This window comes from Streptomyces sp. NPDC091387, from assembly GCF_044756945.1.
Classification (GTDB): domain Bacteria; phylum Actinomycetota; class Actinomycetes; order Streptomycetales; family Streptomycetaceae; genus Streptomyces.
In genome coordinates this window covers 268,683-291,317 of record NZ_JBIVTZ010000006.1, presented here as the reverse complement: position 1 = coordinate 291,317, position 22,635 = coordinate 268,683, and the positions used below count along the sequence as shown (strand labels likewise).

At 69.2% G+C, this 22,635-nt stretch carries 17 protein-coding genes and 1 pseudogene; 12 read left to right on the top strand and 6 right to left on the bottom strand.

Translation table 11 applies throughout. From position 1 onward, the window contains the following. Positions 1–227: 227 nt before the first annotated feature. Both ACIQM0_RS15045 and ACIQM0_RS15040 read left to right on the top strand, forming a co-directional pair. On the top strand, positions 228–1,016 hold the full coding sequence (locus tag ACIQM0_RS15045) for a class I SAM-dependent methyltransferase (protein ID WP_401286344.1): 789 nt from the start codon (positions 228–230) through the stop codon (positions 1,014–1,016). Between the two features lie 374 nt (positions 1,017–1,390). Continuing rightward, on the top strand, positions 1,391–1,702 hold the full coding sequence (locus tag ACIQM0_RS15040) for an alpha/beta hydrolase fold domain-containing protein (protein ID WP_401286343.1): 312 nt from the start codon (positions 1,391–1,393) through the stop codon (positions 1,700–1,702). Positions 1,703–2,074: 372 nt separating this feature from the next. Here the strand turns inward: ACIQM0_RS15040 and ACIQM0_RS15035 are convergent, their stop codons facing one another. Beyond that, positions 2,075–2,284: a hypothetical protein gene (locus tag ACIQM0_RS15035; protein WP_401286342.1), complete on the bottom strand. Its 210-nt coding sequence runs from the start codon at positions 2,282–2,284 to the stop codon at positions 2,075–2,077. A gap of 190 nt (positions 2,285–2,474) precedes the next feature. Here ACIQM0_RS15035 and ACIQM0_RS15030 point away from each other — a divergent pair, with 190 nt between their 5' ends. Further along, a complete protein-coding gene (locus tag ACIQM0_RS15030; RefSeq protein WP_401286479.1) occupies positions 2,475–2,657 on the top strand; it encodes a hypothetical protein in 183 nt (60 codons plus the stop codon). Positions 2,658–2,881: 224 nt separating this feature from the next. Here the strand turns inward: ACIQM0_RS15030 and ACIQM0_RS15025 are convergent, their stop codons facing one another. Both ACIQM0_RS15025 and ACIQM0_RS15020 read right to left on the bottom strand, forming a co-directional pair. Beyond that, positions 2,882–4,438, bottom strand: coding sequence for an FAD-dependent oxidoreductase (locus tag ACIQM0_RS15025; RefSeq protein WP_401286341.1), 1,557 nt, complete (start codon positions 4,436–4,438; stop codon positions 2,882–2,884). 582 nt (positions 4,439–5,020) lie between these two features. Then, positions 5,021–6,463, bottom strand: coding sequence for a ricin-type beta-trefoil lectin domain protein (locus ACIQM0_RS15020; RefSeq protein WP_401286340.1), 1,443 nt, complete (start codon positions 6,461–6,463; stop codon positions 5,021–5,023). 347 nt (positions 6,464–6,810) lie between these two features. Between ACIQM0_RS15020 and ACIQM0_RS15015 the strand changes: the two genes are divergently transcribed. Both ACIQM0_RS15015 and ACIQM0_RS15010 read left to right on the top strand, forming a co-directional pair. After that, positions 6,811–8,214 carry a DUF6056 family protein gene (locus ACIQM0_RS15015; RefSeq protein ID WP_401286339.1) on the top strand — a complete coding sequence of 468 codons (1,404 nt, stop codon included), beginning with the start codon at positions 6,811–6,813 and terminating at the stop codon, positions 8,212–8,214. Between the two features lie 667 nt (positions 8,215–8,881). Further along, positions 8,882–9,898, top strand: a complete 1,017-nt coding sequence (locus ACIQM0_RS15010; RefSeq protein WP_401286338.1) for a glycoside hydrolase family 16 protein — start codon at positions 8,882–8,884, stop codon at positions 9,896–9,898. Here the strand turns inward: ACIQM0_RS15010 and ACIQM0_RS15005 are convergent. Continuing rightward, a complete protein-coding gene (locus ACIQM0_RS15005) occupies positions 9,889–10,236 on the bottom strand; it encodes a hypothetical protein (protein ID WP_401286337.1) in 348 nt (115 codons plus the stop codon). The two genes, ACIQM0_RS15010 and ACIQM0_RS15005, sit on opposite strands and share 10 nt — an antisense overlap. Before the next feature lie 72 nt (positions 10,237–10,308). Here ACIQM0_RS15005 and ACIQM0_RS15000 point away from each other — a divergent pair, with 72 nt between their 5' ends. The 5 genes from ACIQM0_RS15000 (at position 10,309) to ACIQM0_RS14980 (ending at position 17,362) form a co-directional block, all read left to right on the top strand. After that, positions 10,309–10,749, top strand: coding sequence for a hypothetical protein (locus ACIQM0_RS15000; protein WP_401286336.1), 441 nt, complete (start codon positions 10,309–10,311; stop codon positions 10,747–10,749). A gap of 540 nt (positions 10,750–11,289) precedes the next feature. After that, positions 11,290–12,204, top strand: a complete 915-nt coding sequence (locus ACIQM0_RS14995; RefSeq protein WP_401286335.1) for a 2OG-Fe(II) oxygenase family protein — start codon at positions 11,290–11,292, stop codon at positions 12,202–12,204. Between the two features lie 163 nt (positions 12,205–12,367). Further along, entirely contained in the window at positions 12,368–12,634 is a 267-nt protein-coding gene (locus tag ACIQM0_RS14990) for a MerR family DNA-binding protein (protein WP_401286334.1), read from the top strand. A gap of 253 nt (positions 12,635–12,887) precedes the next feature. Then, positions 12,888–14,108 (top strand): metallophosphoesterase, encoded by a 1,221-nt coding sequence (locus tag ACIQM0_RS14985; protein ID WP_401286333.1) that lies wholly within the window; start codon positions 12,888–12,890, stop codon positions 14,106–14,108. Positions 14,109–14,704: 596 nt separating this feature from the next. Continuing rightward, on the top strand, positions 14,705–17,362 hold the full coding sequence (locus ACIQM0_RS14980) for a family 78 glycoside hydrolase catalytic domain (RefSeq protein ID WP_401286332.1): 2,658 nt from the start codon (positions 14,705–14,707) through the stop codon (positions 17,360–17,362). Positions 17,363–17,938: 576 nt separating this feature from the next. Here ACIQM0_RS14980 and ACIQM0_RS14975 read toward each other — a convergent pair. Then, entirely contained in the window at positions 17,939–18,469 is a 531-nt protein-coding gene (locus tag ACIQM0_RS14975) for a GNAT family N-acetyltransferase (protein ID WP_401286331.1), read from the bottom strand. Between the two features lie 219 nt (positions 18,470–18,688). Between ACIQM0_RS14975 and ACIQM0_RS14970 the strand changes: the two are divergent. Then, positions 18,689–19,012 (top strand): annotated as a pseudogene (locus ACIQM0_RS14970) (hypothetical protein); the annotation flags it as partial. A gap of 287 nt (positions 19,013–19,299) precedes the next feature. Here the strand turns inward: ACIQM0_RS14970 and ACIQM0_RS14965 are convergent. Further along, a complete protein-coding gene (locus ACIQM0_RS14965; RefSeq protein ID WP_401286330.1) occupies positions 19,300–20,193 on the bottom strand; it encodes a hypothetical protein in 894 nt (297 codons plus the stop codon). 334 nt (positions 20,194–20,527) lie between these two features. Here ACIQM0_RS14965 and ACIQM0_RS14960 point away from each other — a divergent pair, with 334 nt between their 5' ends. Then, on the top strand, positions 20,528–22,504 hold the full coding sequence (locus ACIQM0_RS14960; protein ID WP_401286329.1) for a discoidin domain-containing protein: 1,977 nt from the start codon (positions 20,528–20,530) through the stop codon (positions 22,502–22,504). The last annotated feature ends 131 nt before the right edge of the window (positions 22,505–22,635 follow it).

Below are 22,635 nucleotides of genomic sequence, written 5' to 3'. Positions count from 1 at the left end.
AAGACGTCAGCGTGTCGCCGTGCGCCTGCTCGACGGCTTCGGGGTAAGCCTCGCGCTTCGGCACCAGCGCCGGGGGGCGCTTGCTGTATTCCGGAAGGGCCCGCCACACCGGCGCGGCCCGACAGGGAGAGGACTCCGAGGTAGATGAGATCGACCCGTGCGACGACGCAGCGCAGCAGTGGGCCGCAGGCAGGAACCGAACTGCTGCAGCGCACGTCTCCCGCACCATGATTTCAAGCGAGCGCCAAGAGCACGCGATTTCCACCAAGCTGGTCTCGCCGTCCGCAGCGAGTGTGGATCCGTCGAAGACCAACGACTACAGCAGCTTCGCCGAGGCGTACACGGCCGCAAACGAAACCAACCTGGTCAATGCCTACTACGAGCGGCCCGCGATGCTGGCCCTCGCTGGAGACGTGGCCGACCGGCGGATCCTCGACGCCGGCTGCGGCTCGGGGGCCCTGTTTGCCGCGCTGCGCGACCGTGGCGCCATTGTGAGTGGCTTCGACACGAGTGCCGGGATGCTGGAGTTGGCTCGGCAGCGGCTCGGCGACGGTGCGGATCTGCAGGTGGCGGCCCTGGGCAGCCCGCTTCCTTACGCTGATGACACGTTCGACGATGTAGCGGCGTCCCTGGTGCTGCACTACCTGGAGGACTGGGGGCCGGCGCTGGCCGAGCTGCGACGCATACTCAGGCCCGGCGGTCGGCTGATCGCGTCTGTCGACCATCCCTTTGCCGTCAACCTCATACACCGCGAGGCCGGCCGCGAGGCCGAGTGCGACTACTTCGACACCACCAACTGGACCGTGGAGTGGACCGTGGGCGGCCAGACCGCCCTGGTGAGCAGATGGCACAGGCCGCTGCACGCGATGATCGAGGCTTTCATCGGGGCCGGTTTCCGGATAGCGGTTATCAGCGAGCCGGATCCTGATCCCGCCGCCCGCGAGATGTTCCCCGAGGCCATAGCGGCCGAGCCGCGCTTCCTGTGCTTCCTGTTCTTCGTCCTGCAGGCCGAGTAGCAAACAGAACGACCTGACCGCTGGGAAGCGGTCAGCTGTTCTCGTCGTCGGCCGCTTTCTCGTCGGTGTTCGGGTCACGCAGCGAGCGCAGCCCGGCGGGCGGGTGAAGGCGTAGCGGCCGAGGAAGTCCAACGCGACTTCCAACGAGAGCTGACCTACAACGGGCTCCGGGCCGCCGCAGCCAAGGACAAGAAGGGCGGGCACCGCCCAGCCGTCCCAGCCGACAAGACCTACAACGTCCGCACCGCCTGGTGGACCACGGTGGCCGGGTTGTGCGGGCGGCCGGTCTCCCGCAGGACCTGGAGGGTGTCGTCGTAGGTGTTGCGGAGCACGCCTGCGGTGAACTCCAACTGGTCCGACTCCAGGTGCGCCAGGTGTTCGACGATCGCGACGCGCTCGCCGGAGCCGACCCCCACCAGCCCCTGCTCAGCCCGGCCGTCCTCGCCGACCTGACCGGCTTCCCCCCGATGCTGATCCAGGTGGGCACCAACGAGATCCTGTTGGACGACTCCACACGCCTTGCCGAGCGTGCGAGGTCGGCCGGAGTGGACGTCATCCTGGACATCACCGCCGACGTGCCGCACGTGTTCCAGGCATTCACCGGCGCCCTGGACGAGGCAGACGAGGCACTGGACCGTGCGGCTCTCTTCCTCAGCCAGCGCACTGACCGGCACGGCTGCGGCTGATCCCACGCCGCGTCACCGCCAGGTGCCCCTGCCCGCTCCGACAGGTACGGGTTGAGCCGTCAACACGCCGCGGCACCCTGCCACATCCGGAAGGATGCCGCAGCTCTCTGCTGCTGTGGTCGCGGGGTGAGATCCCGTACGAAGCGCGGGCGTCGGCTTCGGCGTGAGCTCCACCTCGACGGCGACCAGGCAGAGCCAGGCCGTGCAGCAGCCGCGCGCCCGACAGGATCGGCACCAGCAGACCGGTGCCGACGAGCAGCAGAACCCGAGAACCACGCCGCTGGCGCTGCCTACGAGAGCGGGGAAAGTCCGGCGCCGCACGACGGGGTGGTGTGAGGGCCTGCGCGGGGCGGCGACGGGTTGCTCCGGGTGTCAGCGGCTGGAGTCGGAGATACCAGAGACGAGCTGGCTCAGGAAATCCAGGATCCCCTCGCCCAACGGAGTCGGAGCGATGACCACGCCCAAGGCGAGCACGATGACGACGGTGAACTTCTCATCGGTCCGGCTGCGGGCATGCGTACGCCGCCGGAGCCGGAAGATGACGATGACGGCGAGCAGTAGCCCCAAATTGATCGTCAGCACTCTGTCTGTCCCGCCCCCGGTCGGACTTACCATCTGAACCCGGCCGTTACAGGGCGGGCTGCTCCACTCCCCTTATGTATCCCGGATCCCCCACCCGCACCTCCCTGTTACTCAACGATGACGCAAAGTGACCGATTGGCCGAAATGATCAGACCCGGCCACCGAGCCTCGGGAAGCCCACCGTGGCCCGGTGGCCTTCGACGGCAGAGCAAAGGACCGTTCGGCCTTCGACGTCCGCGACGAGGACGTGGCCCGGCTCTCCCCGTTCGTACGGCACCACGCCAGCATGCTCGGCCGGTACTCCTTCAAGCTCCCCGAACTGCCGGGCGGCCTGCGCCCGCTGCGCGATCCGGACGCGGCCGAAGAGGCGTGACCCGGGTGCGTGACCGTCACCGCCGGGGCTGTCCCGGCGGTGACGTTTGCACGGGTCACCGGCTCGCAGGGTGTCGGCAGCCGTAACACCGACGGAAGGCGTGGCGACTATGTGTGGCGGCGGGTACGGTCGGCGGCCGGTGAGAGCTCCGGGCTGCCGCTGGGCCGGGACCGGGGTGCGGGCGGAATCGGCTCGTGGTTCGAGTCAGTCAGCAGAGCGGCGGATCAGCCCGGCGTCACCGCATCCTCCGGCACTCCGAACCACACCTCCAGCGCCTCCGCCAGCCCGGCCGTCGACGTCGGCGCCCCCGCGTCGGCCGCCCAGGCGGTGAAGCCGTCCGGACGGGCGAGGACCGCCGCCAGTTCCGGGCGGGCCGCGCAGCCGACCGTCAGAGTGTCGACGCGGTCGGCATACCCCACAGCGAGGGCCCGGAGCTCCGGGTCGTCGGTGAGGTCGAGCAGAAGCGCCCGGCCGCCGTGGACGTGGTCCGCGAGGCGGCTGCCGTCGGCGAGTTCGAGGTCCGGGGCGCTGCGGCCGGTCAGCGGGTGCTCGCCCGGCAGCGCGTAGCGCACTCCGGCACTGTTGAGCCGGGCGGTGAGGTACGTGGTGCCCGTGACCGTCTCCGCCAGGTCGCTGACGATCGCGCGCAGCGCCCGGGACTGCGGGTCCGGGCGCATGGCCGCGACCTGGGAACGGGTCCAGTCGAGGATCCCCGCGCCGACCGAGTGCCGTTCGACGGTGTAGGTGTCCAGCAGCCCTTCCGGCGCCCGGCCGCCGATCACCGCGGCGAGCTTCCAGCCGAGGTTCATCGCGTCCCCGATACCCAGGCTCAGCCCCTGGCTGCCGAACGCGGAGTGCACGTGCGCCGCGTCGCCCGCCAGCAGCACCCGGCCTTTGCGGTACTCGGTGGCCTGGCGGGCGTGGTCGGTGAAGCGGGTCGCGGTCCGCACCCCGGTGATCGTGACGTCCACGCCGGAGACGCGGCGCAGCGCCGCCTGGAGGCACTCGGCGGTGACCGGCGCCTCCCGGTCAACCGGCGGGCCGTCGAACTCCACGGTGACGATGCGGCCCGGCATCGGCCCGTGGGCGTAGACCCCGGCGTCCGTGGCGGTCCAGCCGACCGTCAGGTCCTCGGCGCCGGTCATCTCCACGACCGCCTGGTGACAGGTGGTCTCCGGGTCCGTGCCGGGGAATGCGAACCCCGCGACCTTGCGGACCGTGCTGCGGCCGCCGTCGCAGCCCACGAGCCAGCCGGCGCGTATGGTCCCGCGGCTGGTCCGCACCGTGACTGCCCCGTCGTCCGCGTCGAAGCCGGTCACCTCCACTCCCCGGCGCACGTCGACGCCGAGCTCGTCCGCCCGCCCGCCGAGCAGCCGCTCGATGTCCTGCTGTGCCACGAAAGCGATCTCGGCGGCGGGTCCGGCGTCGCCGAGGCCCGGCTCCGTACGGTCGACCAGGTCGGCGCGGAGCATGATTCCGGCGAAGTGCCCGACGAACCCGAGCCCTTGGCCCGCGGCCCCGACTCCGTCCCCGCCGTTCCGTTCGCGTATGAATGCCTGGAAGCGGTCCATCGCCTGCCGCTGCACCTCGGCCAGCGCGGGCAGCATGCCCCGGCGGTAGAGCGCCTCGGCGCTGGGCGTGGTGATCGCCCCGCCCTTGATCGTCGGGTCCACTTCGGTGAGGCGCTCCAGGACGGCCACCCGCGCGCCTCCGAGCCGGAGCTCACAGGCCAGCATCAATCCGACCGGGCCGCCCCCGGCCACCACTACGTCATAGTCCATGGCGCCGACTATGACCGAGGACCGAGAAAGCCAAAAAGCCGGCGCGGTGTCAAGGAGGCAACCCCACGAAGAGGGATGGGAAGCGGGCTGTCCGCCTCCTCTGCGCGGTCGATTCGTCGGAAGACTCTGGGTGGCCACGTTCTCATCAGCGACCTCCGGCGCGCCGCGAGCGACATGGCCACCGCCCACCGAGCCCGCGCCCTGATCGCCGTCAACTCCTACAGTGTGGCCCGCCTGTTCGCGAGGCCCTGAGCGACAGCCAGAATCACCGAGTCGCAGGAGAACCTGCCGCTCAGCGGCCACGAGATCGATGTCTACCGCGGTCGGCTCGAGGCCGGTGACGCCGACCAGCTCTGGGTTCACACGATCCAGCGAACCGTGCCCTCACGAAAGCCGGGCGGGCAGAGGAGAAGAGGCTCATCAGGATCGCGGACGGGCAATCGAATACTGCAGTACTCCAGGATCCGGGCCATTCCCGGGCCAGGTCCCGCCGAAGGTGCACCAGGTCACCCGTATTCGCTGGTCATCACAGGTGCGGGTCATGTATCACCGGCAGACGAAGAATCTCCTGGAGGCTTTCAGCTACGAGCCCGGCATTACCGCTGTCCCGTACCAGCGCAGCTCCGGTCGTTGCGGGGTGCAAGGCCCCAGAACCAGTCGTGGGTTTGGGGCTGCCAAGTCGTCCTGGAACAGGCAGTGCCCGCCGGATTCGATCCGCCCGTGCTTGTCCAGGCGCCATTTCTGGTGAGGCCGACCATCACACGTCGAAACGGTGATCCTTCGTGAAGCAGCCGTAAGACAAAGTCGATTGGCCTTCGATTCGAGAGTTCCGGGGGCTCCGAGGGTTCCGACGTGGATGCGCCAGGACTGGGTGACGTTGCCGTCGCAGTCGAACGTGCTGGCTGCCAGGGCTTTTCCTGAGCCTTTCGGGCGGCCCGCCGAACCGAGGCAGCGCTCGTGTCGCCCTGCTTGATTCGCCAGGCCCATCGCCGAGACGATCTCTCCTGGGCGCGCTGCCCGGGGCTTCAGGGAGTACTCCCGGCGCACCCACTCCTGGTGTTTCCCGCTCATGTAATGCCCGGCCGGACACGGGCTGGATCCGCACCCCGCACCTCTGCGATAGGACTGGAAAATCGCGTCCTTCTGCCGCGCCCGGATCGGGTCGAGGTTTTCGGGGAGACGGGACATGCCGTATCCGAGATATCCCCTCGCCGCGTCCTGAGATCCGCCCGAGAGACCGAACGCGACGCGTCGGAAGTACCTGGCGGCCACTCCGTGGTCGCTGTGATCGGCGCCCGGCACATATGTGTGTCCGAAGGTTGCGTTGTCGTAGTCAAGAGTGAGGATGCGCTTGATTCCGTCCCGCCTGGCGAGAATGGTGAGTGAATCGACGAGTTGCCGCTCTGTGTAGCTCCGCGTCCCGTCTACCGGCTGAATGGTTCGGATTTCGCCGCGGAAGAGTTTCAGAAGGCTCTGGTGGGAGTACCTCGCGTTTCCGCTGCCGTCCGGACTTCCGTCAGGAAGCCTGAGAAAGGAGAGCCTTACCCCGGTCTTCCCGTTCAGGGTGTAGGAGGCGATGGTGCGGCCAGCCGTGTGGAAGTCCGCCCGCGTCCAGTGGTCCGGGACGCCCGCCATCTCGGCGTAGGCCGCTCGCACGCCTTCCTCTCTGCTCTGTACGTAGTCGCCCTCGTCGTAAGGCCGGCCGGCGTCCCCGGCGGTCAGATAGACCGTGCTGAAAGTGCATCGCGGCCCCACGGACTGCTGGATCTCCGGATTGATGAACAGCAGGTCGTCGTCCTGATGCGCCACCCCGACCATCGTGTGCTCGCAGACGCGAGAGCGGATTCGGTCCCCGGGTCCATCGAGGAGCGCGGAGACCCGGTCGGCGGACACCCCGACCGGCCGCCTGTCGAGCAAGGGAGGGAGAAGCAGAAGAGCCGCCGCCAGGCACGGCACCGCCCAGCGCAGCAGGAGCGAACGGCGTCTGGCCGCGTTCGCCTTCTCATCCGCACGGATCACACGCATCCTGCCCTCCACCACCTCGCTCGCTCGTACGCCTTCGCAGCATCACGCGACTACGCAGTAGTAGATGCTCCATAACGCCCGTCGTTCCCACCGGCCACCGGGCCGGGCCGACACCCAAGTGCGCCGGAAGAGCGCACCGGGATCGGCTGTTCGTGTTGCGTTGGCCACGCAGTTCGCGTGTGCGGAATCCCGGCCGGCGGACCCCTGAGGTACTGCGGACACGACGGAAATGGGCAGCCTCGGGGGATTCTCGGATCGCCGGTGGCCGATCGAGGACGGATTCCGCAGTGGGAGAAGAAGAGCAGCCGGCGCGTGCGAGCGGTCCCACCTCCCGGAGGCCGCGGACCGTGCCGTGGGCGTACGTCCTCTGTCTCTTCCCCTTGGGCCTCCTCGCACTGGCCTCGACGTTCGCTCAGTGGGTGCGGCCGAGCGGCGATGAATGGTGCTTCCTGCCGGTCATCCGCGACCACGGATTCTCCGGAATGGTCAGCAAGTTCTACGACCATGACAACGGGCGGGTCATGAACGGTGTGCTGGTCTGGGTCTACGGGAGATTCGGCGTGGCGGGGCAGCAGTGGTTCGCCCCGATCAGCGCCGTGCTCGTGCTGGGGATTCTGTGGGCCGTGACCGCGCTGGCCCTGCGCAGGGCGTCACTCGCGGTGCCGCGCGGGGTTTCCCTTCTTGTGGCGTCCATGGTGACGGTGGTCTTCCTTCTGGGATCGCCCAACACCTACAAGACGTTCTACTGGCCCGCCGCATCCGTCTCGCACACGCTGCCCCCGGTCCTGGCCTGCGCGGCGGTGATTCCGTTCCTCCTCGCCCGGTCGCGCAGGGCCAGAGCTGCCGCGCTGGCCATCAGCCTCGTCATCGGCATCTGCATCGGAACGTTGTCGGAGCAGAGCACCGTCGTCGTGCTGGTGGTACTGCTCGCCGCGCTCGTGCTGACCTTCTGGGCGGCGGGCGGGGAGCAACGCCGTCGGCTGCGGGTCTGGTTCGCCGTCGGCCTGGCCGGAACAGTGGCCGGTGCGCTGATCCTGGTGACGTCTCCGGGCTCGCGGCGCCGAAGGGACCGGTTCGGCGCCGCGAAGGACACCTCGCTGATCGCCCCGGATTCCCTGGCCGGGGCCGCCCGCAGCTTCGCGCACATCATGACCGACACGTTCTCGGCGTGGCCGTACCTGGGGGCGGTCGCGGCCGGTGTCCTGCTCGGTCTGGTGCTGCGGGGCCCCGGTGGCGCCACGCCGAGCCCACCCCGCCGCCCGGTCCTGCTGGTGGGCGCCGGAGTGGTCACCTTCCTCGTCAGCGGCTATCTCGCCACGCTCGTCGCGTATCCCGTCTTCAAAGCCGGTGTGGTCGCCTCCACCCGGCTCTGGAACGACTTCCTCTTCCTGTACATCGTGCTGCTGACCGGCCTCGGCACGCTCCTGGGGCAGGCGCTCCAGGGGTTCCGGCCGCACGTCGCCGCCCTGCGCTGGGTCGCCGCGGTGCTGTGCGCCGGCACATGTATCGGCCTCGCGCCCCCGCTCGTCCACCTGGGCAGTCAGATGCGGGTGCGGGCGCACGACTGGGAACGGCAGGACCACTGGATCCGCGCCCGGGTTGCACACGGGGCCCAGGTCGTCCCGTACACGCCGACGCCCATCGGCAAGATGACAGAGCCGTTCGGCAACGGGAAGCGAAGCTGGTCGACGGCGTGCGTGGCCCGCTACTACGACGTGAAGCACGTGAACTACTCGCCGCAGTTGCCCTGACCGGACGGGGCCGGCTCGGTCAACGGCGCGCGTACCTCATACGGGCCGCCGGTGACTTCCCGCAACGCGCCGATGGTGCTGGCACGGGCCGGTCGTCAGGGACGGCGACCGCCTCACCGCTGCCCGCGACCCGGTGGTGACTGTGCTCCCCGGTTCCCGCATCAGGCATCGGGCTCGCGCGGTCGCGGGAGCTGGCCCGGGGCGCCCGGTGCGCCCGGTGCGCCCGGTGCGCCCGGTGCGCCCGGTGCGCCCGGGTCAGCATCACGCAGAACGGGAGCAGGATCTGCGGCCGGTCGGGCATCGTGGTGGGGATGAGTATGGCTCCGGCACTGCCGATGCTCATACCGCAGGCCAGGGTCACGGGGGTACCGGCGCGGGCCTCCAGCCGCAGGATGCGGACCGCGAGGCGTCCCCAGCGGCATCGGACGCACCTCGAACTGGTCTGAGAGGCCACCGCGGTTTGAACACACGTCGTCACGTACGCCCCTCGCGGCATCGACAGATGAAGAAGACGTGCCAACTAGCCAGCCTACACGTCTAGTTGGTTTCACAAAGTGAACGTTGCAAGCGCCTTGACGGGGTCAGCCACCGTGCCCGACAGTCGTTCGCACGGCGACTGAGAGCGCTCTCAGCCTCCTCTCCCCCCACCCCCACGAAAGCAGCCCCCATGAACAGGATCGCTTTCCTCGGCAGGTCGCCAGGTACCTCTCCCGCCCCCGGCGGCCGCACCCGGCGGCGTCTGCCGGTCGCGCTCGCCGCACTCGCGCTCTGCCTACCACTGGCCGGGCTCACGGGACTGGCGGATCCCGCCGGGCTCTCCGGCACCGCCACGGCTGTCGAACCGGCCGCGAAGGCCCGTACAGCCGCCGACTGGACCACCATGTTCAGGGACGACTTCGACGGCGCGAGCGGCACAGGCCTCGACACAGCCGATTGGCTCTACGACAAGGGCACCAGTTACCCCGGCGGCGCCGCCAACTGGGGTACCGGCGAGATCGAAACATCCACGGACTCGACGGAAAACGTCTACCAAGACGGCTCGGGTCACTTGGTGATCAAACCCATACGAGACGCCTCGGGACACTGGACGTCCGGCCGGGTGGAGACCCAACGCACCGACTTCGCCGCACCTGCAGGCGGACAGATGCAGCTCAGCGCCTCCCTGAAACAGCCCGACCCGGCCAGCGGACTCGGCTACTGGCCGGCCTTCTGGGCGATGGGCGCCGACGCCCGCCCTGCCGGGGCCACCAACTGGCCCAGCATCGGCGAGCTCGACATCATGGAAGACGTCAACGCACTCAGTCAGCACTCCACCACCTTCCACTGCGGCCAGTGGGCCGGCGAGTGCCACGACCCCGACGGGATCAGCAGCGGGTTGCAGGCCTGTGACGGCTGCCAGTCCGGCTACCACACGTACTCGGTGACCGTCGACCGCAGAGACACGGCGGCCGAGCAGCTGCGTTTCTACCTGGACGGTGTCCAGACCTTCGCGGTGAACCAGAACGAGGTGTCCGACGCGACCTGGAAGGCCGCCGTCGACCACGGGTACTTCGCCATCTTCGACGTGGCGATCGGTGGTTCGTATCCCGACAAGGTCTGCGGCTGTACCTCTCCTTCGGCCGACATCAGCTCCGGCGCGGGGATGAGCGTGGACTGGTTCTCAGCCGAGGTCAGTCAGTCGTGAACCGCGGAGGCCGATAGCCCGGACCCATCCGAACCGCCGGCGCCGAGCAGCGGCGCGGCGCCCCGCAGGCCCGGCACCAGCCAAGGGTGCCGGGCCTGTGCGTGATCAGCTGCCGATGGGCCACTCTGCGAGAAGGCCGGGCTGCGGGTGGTGGTCATCAGGGATGCCTGGTGGTGGTCGATGAAGATGCAGGTGATGGCCCGAACACACCAGAGTTCCCCGTCGGTGCCTTCATGGCCCTCGGGCTCACCGCCCCCGATACCTCGGTTGGAGATCAGGGCATCGGCATTCACACAGGTCAAAGCATCGGTGACGCTGGTTGCCAGGCGTTGGAGCATTGTTGGCCGCTGTTAAGGCTTTGCCGGGGCCCTCGTGCGCGGGGTAGCAGCCGGGCAGGCTAGTTTGCTCGGATGAGTCTCCTTGATGATGTGGCCGAGCGTGACGGCTGGCGATGCTGGGTGTGTGACGAAGCGGTCGACCCCGACGAGTCGGTGAACGACCCGCGCGGGCCCAGCGTCGACAGCCGGACCGCCGACCGGAAGGCCAAGATCGCCGAGCGGCTCGCGCACCGCGGATGCAACACCCGCAAGGGCGCGGTCAAGGTGGTCATCGCCTGGCCCGAGCACCTGTACGTGGTCGAGCCCGCGGCGTTGATCACCGTTGCCGGGAGGCTGGAGCGCAAGGGGGGCCGCGAGATGGTGGGTCGTTGTCCGACCATGCGGGACGCCCAAGAGGCGGCGGACTGGCTGGTGGACCGGTTCTCCCGACTCGTGCCGGGGCTGCCGGTGACCGCCGCCATCGAGCCGGGCGGCGGTCAGTTCCTCGTCACCCTGGCCACCGGCCGCCGCTGACCAGGACTCACCAGCGCACGCTCGCGTCGGGCTGAGCGCTGGCCCCACACCGGTTCCCCCTCTGGGAGCCAGCCGACCGTGGCATTCACATCGACGCGACCAAGGTCGCGGACCCGGCACAGGCCATGTCCGCGATCTACTCCATGCACCGGTGCCCGCGCGGATTCCGGGGCGGACGGCTGAGGGAGTACGACACCGCCGTAAGCAACGGCCGCACAGAGCCTGCCGAGACACCTACCGCACGATCGAACCCGACCACGACACCCTGGTCCTCTTACCCAGCGGCGCCTACCACGAGGTGCTGGCCTCGAACCGCCCCTCCGGACAGTTCGCCGACTACCGCTTCACCGGCGCTGACCATCGGCGTGCGGCAGGAGCTCCGGCAGGTTGGCCGGAAGCCGATCCTGCGGGCTGTACGGACTCTTCTGCGGCCTTCAGACTGCGGGGCGTTTCTGGCTTCTGGTTCTGATCGGGTTTTTCGGAGGAGTCGAGGAGCCGGGCCTCACATATTCCGATCGGCGATCAAGTAGGAGGAAACCGTTGATATCGCACTTAGAGGTTCCGGGACATGCGGCCGGCTGGACCTCGAAGGACCGGTCGGCAGTCTCTGCCGGTCTCGGCGGGAGCTTCAGGTCCGAGGGATTCCTCTTCGTTCACAACCACGGGATTCCGGCTCACCTGATCACCGATGTCTACGAGGAAACCCGGCGGTTCTATTCGCTGCCTCCGGCGGAGAAGGGGCAGTACGACGCCTGCGAGCAGTCTCAGTTCCTGGGGTACCGCAGGCTCGGCAGGGAACGCAGTCGCACCCACGGCGGCACCGAAAGCTGCGAGCAGTACCGGGTCGGCAACACCACCGACGATCTTCCCCTGCCTTCACCGGCGGACTTCTACCACACACCGTTCCCCAAGTCCTTGGAGCTCTTCGGGCATCTGGCTCGCCTGGGCGACGGGATCCTCGCCGCATGCGCGTTGGATCTGGGACTGGAGGAGAACGCGTTCGCCCCGTACCTGGCAGGCAGTCCGCTGCACCGGCTGGGCTTCAACCACTACGGTGCGAGCCGGCCGCCCGACACCCGATCCGGTTCCGGCCACGCGATGTCGCCGCACATCGACCTGTCTCTGCTGACCATTCTGGACCAGAACGAACCGGGCCTTCAGGTCCGTGACTCCGACGGGCACTGGCTGGACGTCCCCACTGTTCCCGGCGCCCTGTTCCTCTTCCTCGGCGACTATGTGCAGCGGTGGTCGAACGGGCTGCACCGGGCGGCACCGCACCGGGTGGTCAGGGTGCGCCGTGACCGGATGTCGATCCAGTACAAGCACCGGCCCGACTACGGCGTCGTCATCCGGCCGCTGGACGCTCTCACCGGTCCGGAAGACCCACCCGCGTACGGACCGCTGAACACCGGCCCCGAGTACGTGGCCGTGCTCAGGTCGATCCTGGGCAACTGAAGAGGGAGGTCCGTCCCGTTGTTCCATCCTGGGCTACCTGGTTGCACACGTCGCGATGCCGCGCCTGGTGCGAGAACGCGTGGCTGACCACGGCGATGGTCGCCCAGCACACCGAAGGGCTGAAGTTCCTGCGCTTCGCGAAGGGGGGCGCCGAGTGTGGCCCGTGGCCACTGTCCGTCGGGTCGCCCTGATCAAGATGGCGCAGCGGGCAGGGTTCACCCTCGCCGAGATCACGCAGCTGCTGGCCGATGACACCACTCCGTCCGCCACCCGCCAGTGGCGGGAGATGGCTGCGCGCAAGCTGCCCGAACTCGATCGGCACATCGCGCAGGCTCAGGTCCTGCGGAAGGCGGTTGCGGACTGTCTGGAGTGCGGCTGCATGAAATTTGATCAGTGCGTACTGCTCAATCCCACGGACGCGGCGCCCTGACCGCGGACACCCACCTCCGTGCAACTGCGCGCCCCTGCAGATGAGATGCGGCGACGCGCGCCCACGTTCCGAATCGGTCGGTCGGGAGCTGTTCGCATTCCGGGACCTGCTCAGAACGGACCGTGGTGCCGGTGCTCGCGCCCCCGACCTCGCCGGCCCACTCGTCCAGCACGATCCATGACCGGTAGAACGTCCCCCAGGGACGACCGGATACAGTGCCGCGTTGGCAGTCTGGTTACTTGAGGAGGGAAGCGTGACCGACATCAGCGAAGCCCGATCCGCGGACGGTGCGGCACCTGCACCCCAGCAGAGCCCACTGCGCCGCCTGATGCGCTACATCCCCTTGATCGCGCCCGTCCTGCTGTGGGCCGTGCCCTGCTGGGTGCTGTTGCACGCCGGTCAGAACTGGCCGCTCCCCGTGGCGCTGGGCGGCACCGCCCTGTTCGTCCTCGGTCTGATCGGTATGCCGCTCGCGATGGTGCGCGGCCACGGCCGGCGGCAGCAGGACTGGGCGGCCATCATCGGGGACACCCTCCTCGGGGCCAGCTGGGTACTGTTCACCTGGTCCGTCCTGCTCGGCACCCTGCTGCGCCTCGCCCTGACCGTGACCGGCGTGGGCGACGGGCAGAACCGGGCCCGGATCGTCACCTGGGCGGTCCTCGGTGTAGCGGCCGTGCTGCTGGCCTGGGGGTATACCGAGGCCCGCCGGGTACCCCGGGTTCGCCGACTCGACGTTCATCTCCCGCGTCTGGGGTCCGGGTTGGACGGCACGCGCGTCGCCCTCATCACCGACACCCACTACGGCCCGCTCGACCGCGCCCGCTGGTCGGAACAGGTCTGCGAGACGGTCAACACGCTCGAAGCCGACCTGGTCTGCCACACCGGAGACATCGCGGACGGCACGGCCGAACGCCGCCGTGCCCAGGCCGCCCCGCTCAGCACCGTGCGAGCCGCCCGGGCCCGGGTCTACGTCACCGGAAACCACGAGTACTACAGCGAGGCCCAGGGCTGGGTCGACCTGATGGACGAGCTGGGCTGGGAGCCGCTGCGCAACCGGCACCTGCTGCTCGAACGCGGCGGCGACACCCTTGTGGTCGCCGGCGTGGATGACGTCACCGCCGAGTCCTCCGGCCTGGCCGGTCACCGCGCCCACCTCGCCGGGGCCCTGGACGGTGCCGACCCCGACCTGCCCGTCCTGCTCCTGGCCCACCAGCCCAAGTTCATCGACCAGGCCGCAGCGGGCGGCATCGACCTCCAGCTCTCCGGCCACACCCACGGCGGCCAGATCTGGCCCTTCCACCACCTCGTCCGCCTCGATCAGCCCGCCCTCGCCGGCCTCAGCCGCCACGGCGCCCGCACCCTCCTCTACACCAGCCGCGGCACCGGCTTCTGGGGCCCGCCGTTCCGCATCTTCGCCCCCAGCGAGATCACCCTGCTCGTACTCCGCTCCCCGAAGCAGCCCCCCACGCCGTAACACGGAGCGGGCCGCCAATCCCGCACCCCCCGGTTCACCGAAGGCGAAGTCCGCCTCGTCCTCCCTTGCGCGGACGTCGCCGGTCGGCCACCCCCACCCAGAACGCTTCGCTGACGGCGCAGCGCTATCCGACACGTCCGCCTTGAGACCGCCGGACAGTACAGGCCGAGGCGGACCCTCCCGGTCGCTTCGCCGCGACGCGGTCGATCCCCTGTGCCGGGGTCTGCTGCTCGTTCCACGACTCGGACCGGATGCCGTAGAGACCGTGCGCCAGGAAGAAGACAGACCTTCCTGGCGTCATTCCTGGCGTCCTGCGCGTGCAGTCGGACGCTGCGGGCAGCCGTCCGGGGCAAGTCGCATTTGCGTGGGGCGCGAGGAACGGTGAACCTGACGTAACCGTTGACGCTGCTCACAGCAGCCGCCTAAGGTCTCGTGAAACGTTTCATTCCCGCGCCTCGCGTCACACGGCACGGGAAGCGGCCCCCTGCCCATCACGGCCCCTGCCCGGCAACTGCAGCCTGCGAAAGGCTCCCCCCATGCTTCTACGCGGCACCCGCGCCACACACCGGAGAGCGCCGGCACCCTTGTGTGCCGCCGTGCTCCTGACGGTGGCGCTGCTCACCGGCAGCGCCCATCCCGCCGCCGCGTCCGGTGGGCTCCACCTGCAAGGCGTCACCGTCGGCGGACGCACCGATCCGTCGGCCGTCGAGGCCGAACACCCGCTGCTGGGCTGGAAGCTGACCAGCGGGGAGCGCAACGCGACACAGTCCGCCTACCAGGTCCTGGTAGCGGGCAACCCGGCTGATCTGGCACGCGGGCACGGCAGTGCGTGGGACAGCGGCAGGCGTCGTTCGAGTGAGTCGGTCGCCGTGGAGTACGGCGGCAAACCGCTTGCCCCGGGTGCGCGTTACTACTGGACGGTCCGCGTCTGGGACGGACACGGCAGGGCGTCCGCGTGGAGCGCACCCGCGCACTGGGACACGGCACTGCGCACGGCCGACGACTGGCACGGCGCGCAGTGGATCACCCCGTCCGAGGACAAGGCGGAAGCCCCGCTGCTGCGCAAGGACTTCCGCGTCGCCGACAAGAAGGTTGCCAGCGCTCGCGCCTATGTGGCGGGGCTCGGCCTCCACGAACTGCGCCTGAACGGGGCGAAGGTGGGGGATCACGTTCTCGCCCCGGCCAACACCCCCTATGACCGGCGCGTGTTGTACGACACCTACGACGTGACCCGGCAGTTGCGGGGCGGCGCCAACTCCGTGGGGCTGTGGCTCGGGAACGGGTACGGCGCGAACTTCAGCCCGTACGGCTTTCGCTGGACCGGCAAGCGGCAGGCGATCATGCTGCTCGACGTCACGTACGCCGACGGCAGCCACAGCCGTCTGACGACCGATCCGACCTGGAAGTGGTCCACCGGTCCGATCACCGCCGACGACCTCTACGACGGCGAGTCCTACGATGCCCGCAAGGAGCAGCGGGGCTGGGACCGGCCCGGCTTCGACGACGGCGCGTGGCAGCCGGTCAGCGGTGCGAACGCACCCGAGGGGGAACTGCGCGCGAGCACCATGCCCTCGGTCGAGGTGGCGGACACTCTGGATCCGCGGAAGGTGACCGAGCCCCGGCCGGGCACCTATGTCTACGATTTCGGGCAGGACATCGCCGGCTGGGCCCGACTGCGGGCCGAGGGCACCGCGGGCACCCGTATCTCGCTGCGGACCGCGGAGGAGCTCGGGCCCGACGGTCTGCTCGACACGTCGACGAACCGGGACGCCGCCGCCACGGACACCTTCACGCTCGCCGGCACGGGCGAGCCGGAGACGTACGAGCCGCGCTTCACCTACCACGGCTTCCGGTACCTGGAGGTGACCGGCTCCCCCGGGCGTCCTGCGAAGGGTGCCGTGCAGGCGCGTGTCGTGCACGCCGACGTGCCGTCGACCGGCAGCTTCAGCTCCTCCAGCGACATGCTCAACAGCATCTGGCGCAACAACCGCTGGAGCATCATCAACAACTCCATGAGCACCCCCACGGACACTCCGGTCCGGGACGAACGCACCCCACCGGCCATGGACGTCCAGGCCTACGGGGACGCGGCCGTGCGTGAGTTCGGGATGGGGAGCTTCTACGCGAAGTACCTGCAGGACATGCCGCCGGGCACGGCCCTGCCCTCCGACGACGTCAAGGCGCAGTACCCGGACATGGCCGGCGGCCAGGTGGTCCTGGCGTGGACGGTGTACGAGCAGTACGGCGACCGGGACGCGCTGGAGACGGCGTACCCGGACATGAAGCGATTCGTCGACCGCAACGCCGCGGACGAACCCGGGCTCATCTGGCCGCAGGACAAGGGTTTCGGTGACTGGTGCCCGCCCGACCACGGACCCGAGGCGAACGGCGGGATGGGCAGTCCCGGCGCGGGCGACTGCACCAGCGAGGTGTCTCTGGTCAACACCGCCTTGTCCTATCGGCAGGCCGAGGTGACCGGGCAGGCCGCGGACGCGCTGGCGCACTCCGAGGACGCTCGCCACTTCGAGGAGCTGGCCGCTCGCATCAAGGACGCGTTCAACGCGCACTTCCTCAACGAGGCCGGCGATACCTACGGCAGCGGCCGCCAGGTGACGAGCATCCTGCCGCTCGCCTTCGGGATGGTGCCCGAGGCACGCGAGAAAGCCGTCGGCGACCAGCTGGTGCGGACGATCACGGAGAAGAACGACAGCCATCTGGACACCGGCATCTTCGGCACCCGCCACCTGGTGGACGCCCTGGACCGCATCGGCCGCACCGACCTCGCGCTGACCATGCTCCAGCAGCCCGACTACCCGGGCTTCGGTTTCCAGCTCGCCCACGGCGCCACGGCCAGCTGGGAGCAGTGGCTCTACGACTCCGCCATGGAGACGCACGACCACGCGATGTTCGCGGGCGTCAACACCTCGCTGTACACCGTTCTCGCGGGCATCAGGCCCGCGAAGGCCGGCTACGGCGACATCACCGTCGCGCCCACGGCGCCCGCCTCCCTCGACCGCGTCTCCGCCGCGCTGGAGACCGTGCGCGGGCGCGTCGCCAGCACGTGGGAACGGTCCGGGGGTTCGCTGCGGCTGACCGTCACGATTCCGGCCAACAGCCAGGCGATGGTGCACGTTCCGGTGACCGCGCGGCACGACCGGGTCGAGGCGCCGCGGGGAGCCGAGCACACCCGGGGCACGGACCGGACCGCCGTCTACCGGGTCGGCTCGGGCGTGTGGACGTTCACCGTGCGCTGACGTCACCTCAGGCGGCCGAGGGCGGCACCCCACCGGGTGCCGCCCTGCGGCAGTGCGGCTCGCCCCTGGCCAGTGGGTGCGCCGGCAGCTCAACTACCTCTTCACACACAGATTCGCCCGTTCCCCCTGACTACTGAACCTGTCGTCGTGATGTCGGGCCGGCGAAGTGCGCGGCGCCTGGACGCTGTTTGGGAAGACAGGCCGGATACTTATGCCACGAATGGCTGGGTCGATAGTGTGATTGGTATGCCTGAGGGGATCGCCTGGTTAGGCGCATACAGCTACACGAACGCGGAAGGCGTGTCCGGGATGCGAGGCCATATCTCCCTGACAGCGGCCCGCGGTATCGAGACTGAAGAGTCCCTGATGGCTCTCGGTGCGGACCTTGCACAACTGGGGGACGGAGCGCCGTACAAGGATACGTCCACGAGTTCGTAGCCCCTCAGCGCCGTCCCGCACCGTCTTCGCCTCAGTGTGCGGCTTTGTCCCCGGTCGGCCGGAATCCGTGGAAGGCGAACAGCCGAACCTCTCATCAAGTGGGAGTTCTTCTTCGGCCTCGGCCCATGGAGAACAAGCTCAGTCGCCGAGGATCCGCTCCCACAGCAGCCCGTCCCGCCAGCTCCCGTCGAGAAAGATCGAGGAGTGCGCGACGCCGTACGGGGTGAACCCGTTGCGGCGCAACACCCGCTGCGACGGCAGATTCTCCAGGTTGGTGGACGCCTCGGCGCGGTGCAAACCTAGTTCGTCCGTCATCACCCGGAGTGCGAGCCCGACGGCGTGACCGGCGTGCCCTTGTTTCTGGGCGAGGCGGGTGATCCAGTATCCGACGGAGCCGCGTCGCAAGTGCGGCTGCGGCAGGATGCCTCCGACGGTGATCTGCCCGATGACCTGGTCGTCGGCGAGCACCACACCCGGCCAGACCGTGCCGGCCCGGTATCCGGCCAACAGACCGTCGATCCGCTCCGCCTGGCCCTCCGGGGTGAAGAAGTCGGCCGGCTGGGCCGGTTCCCAGGGCCGGAACGCCTCGAAGTCCCGCACCCGATGGGCGGCTATCGGGGCTGCGTCGCCGGGCTCGATCAGGCGGATCCTGGTGGTGCTGCTGCGCATGGGCTGATCCTCGTCGCGGTGCGCCGGATGAGGCGGCCAGCCTATGCGAGGGCGTCGGCGCCGCCGCACCCACGAAAGCAGGACGGGGACAGTGCGGCGCCCTTCATGGGCCGAGCGCGCAGCGGGAGCCCGGAGGGCGGGAGCAGGGGCAGCGGCCGGCGCACTCGGTCAGGCTTGTCCGGCGGATCACGCTCGGGGAAGCGCGAGCAGCTTGGCTGTATGTCGTCCGTACTTGTTGTTGGCTATGCCCCGCAGGCAATACCCGGTGTCAATGCGGAGGGCCTCCGCGCGGCCCTGGACAAGGAGCTGGACCGGTTCGCAGAGCACCATATCGAGGCGGCCATGACGCTGGTCGCGTTCGGCACGTCGGCCGGGCCCACACTTGTCGCGTCGCCGGCCGAGCACGCCTGGGACATGGTGGTTGTCGGCGCCGGAATCCGGAAGACGGAGCAGTTGCTTCCGTTCTTCGAGCAGATCGTGAACCTGATCCGCCGCCATGCACCCCAGGCTGCCATCGCGTTCAACACCAGTGGTGGGGACAGCTCGGACTTCACCGAGGCCGCCTTCCGTACCAACCGCTCGCGGATGTCCGTCCCCAGCACCACCGAGACCGCCGTCGCCGCCCGCCGTTCACCCTCCACGGCCAACGATCATCAGGAGTCGGTACCACCGGCAGGATGGACTGTGCCAAACAGCCCCCGGGACCGACGCACCTTCGTATGCGCCACAGTGTGAGTCATCCCGCCCACGAGCGATGGCCGCAAGTGGCTGCCATCACGGCACAGGCAGGTCCGGCCGTCTTGGTCCCCCGGCTCCCGGCCGCCCCGGGGTCAAGCCTCGGAGTTCGGAAGCCGCCAGTCGAAGGGCATCAGATCCCGCTCCCAGGCGGGCGATCCGACCCATTCGTCAGCGGCCTCGGGCGCGCGCAGAAGACAGCGGTGGCGCAACAGCTCGCGCCGTTCACCCGATGTCAGGAGCCTCTCCTCGGGGCTGAGATTCTCCGGGTGGTCGGGGTGCAGGTCGGCACTGCCGTCGATCGGGCGGTCCCCCGCCACGTTGAGGCGATCGCCGGCCGGGCTCCGGTAGTCGAGGCGGAAGTCAGTACGCCACTGGGAATTGCTGCCCCAGCCCTGGGACAGGTCTACCGTCGGCCGGTGGCGGCGCCGGAAAGCCCAGTACAGCGGTGAGCGGTCCGCGACGCCGCGCTGGGCGTGCTTGATGCCGGCGCGGATCCGCACGCCGGCGCGGCTGAACAGCAGCTGGCCCAGCATCAGGCCAGGCCAGAGGATCTCGGTGATCTCGATCGGAGCGTGCGGGTCATCGGCCTGTTCGACCTCGACAATCTCGTGGAGGAACGGGTCGAACGCAACGCCGTCCTCGAACGGTGTCATGCCGAGCGAGGTGAACACGTCGCGGTACCGCCGCTCCGAGGGGAAGGGCCGCGGGTCCGGGCAGCCGGGCCCGTCGGAGGAACGTTGGAAAGTGAACAGCAGCCGGTCGCTGACCCGGTGCAGAGCGTAGAGCTCCCACACGAGTTCCTGCCCGGTGGGCTCCGTGCACTTCCCGGTCCACCATGAGCCGTCTTCGGCCGCTGTGGCCAGCCAGGCGCGGTAGCCGCCCTGGGCCCGATCGAGCCACGGCGCGACGATCTTCTCGTACGGCTCCATCCCCTCGTACTGCCCCAGGGCCTCGTACAGTTCCCGCGCGTCCACCCCGTAAGACATGCCGGGAGCCTACGAGAGGCACAGGCAGCGTCTGAGCAGAGGCCCGACCCGGACGGCTGTGGAGACGGCTGGTTTCGAACGCACTCCACTCAAGGCGACCTGGTCAACGGCACAGGGCCTTACGACCGATAGTCGACCGCCCGCCCACCTGCACGGCAACCAGAGACCGAATAGGAGGATTATTGCGTTACATCAGTAAATAATTTCGTGATGTGCTCGCACTATTGCTCAGATGTAACCCCGTCGTTACGATCCCCGCAACGGATCCCCGGCCCGCCCCGTGCCCAACCAGCCCTGTGGGCACCGGTGTTGACCAACTCGGAGGAGCGTCCAGATGGGTGTCACACGCCGGACATTTATGCAAGCGGTGATCGCGGTCACCGCCGTGGGCGCGGCAGGGGGCGCGCAGACCGCCCTCGCCGGGGCCGCGGTGGCCGCAGGCAGTCCGCCGGGCGACGTGGTGGGAAAGGTCACCGTCGGCTATCAGGGCTGGTTCGCCTGTACCGGTGACGGGGCCCCGATCAATGGCTGGTGGCACTGGACCCAGGACTGGAGCCGGCCGCCGTCCCCGTCGAACACCGGCACCAAGTGCTGGCCCGACATGCGGGAGTACACGCACAGCTACCCCACCGCCTACGACAGCCTCGGCAACGGGCAGCCCGCGACGCTCTTCTCGTCCCACGACCAGCAGACCGTCGACACCCACTTCCGGTGGATGCGTCAGTACGGGATCGACACCGCCGCGTTGCAGCGCTTCAACCCGACCGGCGGCGAGGGACCGACTCGCGACGCGATGGCCGTCAAGGTGCGCTCCGCCGCCGAGTCGCACAGCGTGAAGTTCTATGTGATGTACGACGTCAGTGGCTGGACCGGCATGCAGTCGGAGATCAAGGCCGACTGGACGAACAAGATGAAGGCGCACACGGCCTCACCGCAGTACGCCACCCAGAACGGGCAGCCCGTGGTGTGCATCTGGGGCTTCGGCTTCAATGACGGCAACCATCCGTTCTCCGCCGAAGCCTGCCTTGATGTCATCAACTGGTTCAAGGCGCAGGGCTGTTATGTCATCGGTGGGGTGCCACGCGAATGGCGCACGGGTGGCGCGGGAACGCGCACCGGGTACACGGACGTCTACCACGCCTTCCACATGATCTCCCCGTGGATGGTCGGCGCGATCGGCAACGCGGGCGACTCCGACAACGCCTACTCCACCTACACGGTCGGCGACGAGGCGGACTGCGTCGCGCACAACATCGACTACCAGCCGTGCGTGCTGCCCGGCGACATATCCGGCCGCCAGCGAGCGCACGGCGACTTCATGTGGCGGCAGTTCTACAACATGTGCCGCGCCGGGGTGCAGGGCATCTACATATCGATGTTCGACGAGTACAACGAGGGCAACCAGATCGCCAAGACTGCCGAGTCCCAGGCCTCGGTCCCCGTGGGGTCCGGTTTCCTGGCGCTGGACGAGGACGGCACCGTCTGCTCGTCCGACTACTACCTGAGACTGACCGGCGACGGCGGCCGGATGCTCAAGGGCGAGATCGGCCTCACCGCGGTCCGCCCCACCCCGCCGACGGCCTCGGGCGGCTCCGACACGACCCCGCCCACCTCACCGACGAACCTGCGCGTCACCGACCGCTCCAGCAACTCGGTGACACTGAACTGGAATGCGGCGACGGACAACGTCGGCGTCACCGGCTACCGGGTGCTGCGGGTGGATGGCCCGGCCAGCACCCAGGTGGGCACCGTCACCGGCACCTCGTTCACCGTCACCGGTCTCGCGCCGTCCACCGGATACACCTTCCACGTGGCCGCGCTCGACGCGGCCGGCGGCGTCTCGCTGCCGTCGAACCAGGTCACCGCCACGACCGGCACGGCTGGGAGCGGCACTGACCTCGCCCTGCGCCGGCCGACCACGGAGAGCGGCCACACCCAGGGCTACGGCTCCGGCAACGCGGTGGACGACGACGCGAACAGCTACTGGGAGTCGGCGAACGGTGCCTTCCCGCAGTGGATCCAGGTCGATCTGGGCTCAGCGACCGCCGTCCGGCGGATCGTGCTCACACTGCCGCCGTCCAGCGCCTGGGGCGCCCGCACCCAGACGCTCTCGGTACAAGGCGGCACCGCCGGCGGCAGCCTGGGACAGGTGCTCGCCACGTCGGACCACAGGTTCGACCCGGCGAGCGGCAACACCGCCACCCTCACCCTGCCGACGGGCTCCACCATCCGGTACGTACGGCTGACCTTCACGGCCAACACCGGGTGGCCGGCCGCCCAGATCTCCGGGTTCAAGGTCTACGCGGACTGAGCCGGCGGCAGCGGGCCGGAGCGCGGGCGCCGTCCGCGCTCCGGGCCTCTGCCACTCGGCCTCCTGTGGCCCGCTCGCGCCGGGCGAGCCGTTCGGTAGCCATGCCGGAAGCGGGCGGCGCCCCCTGGACC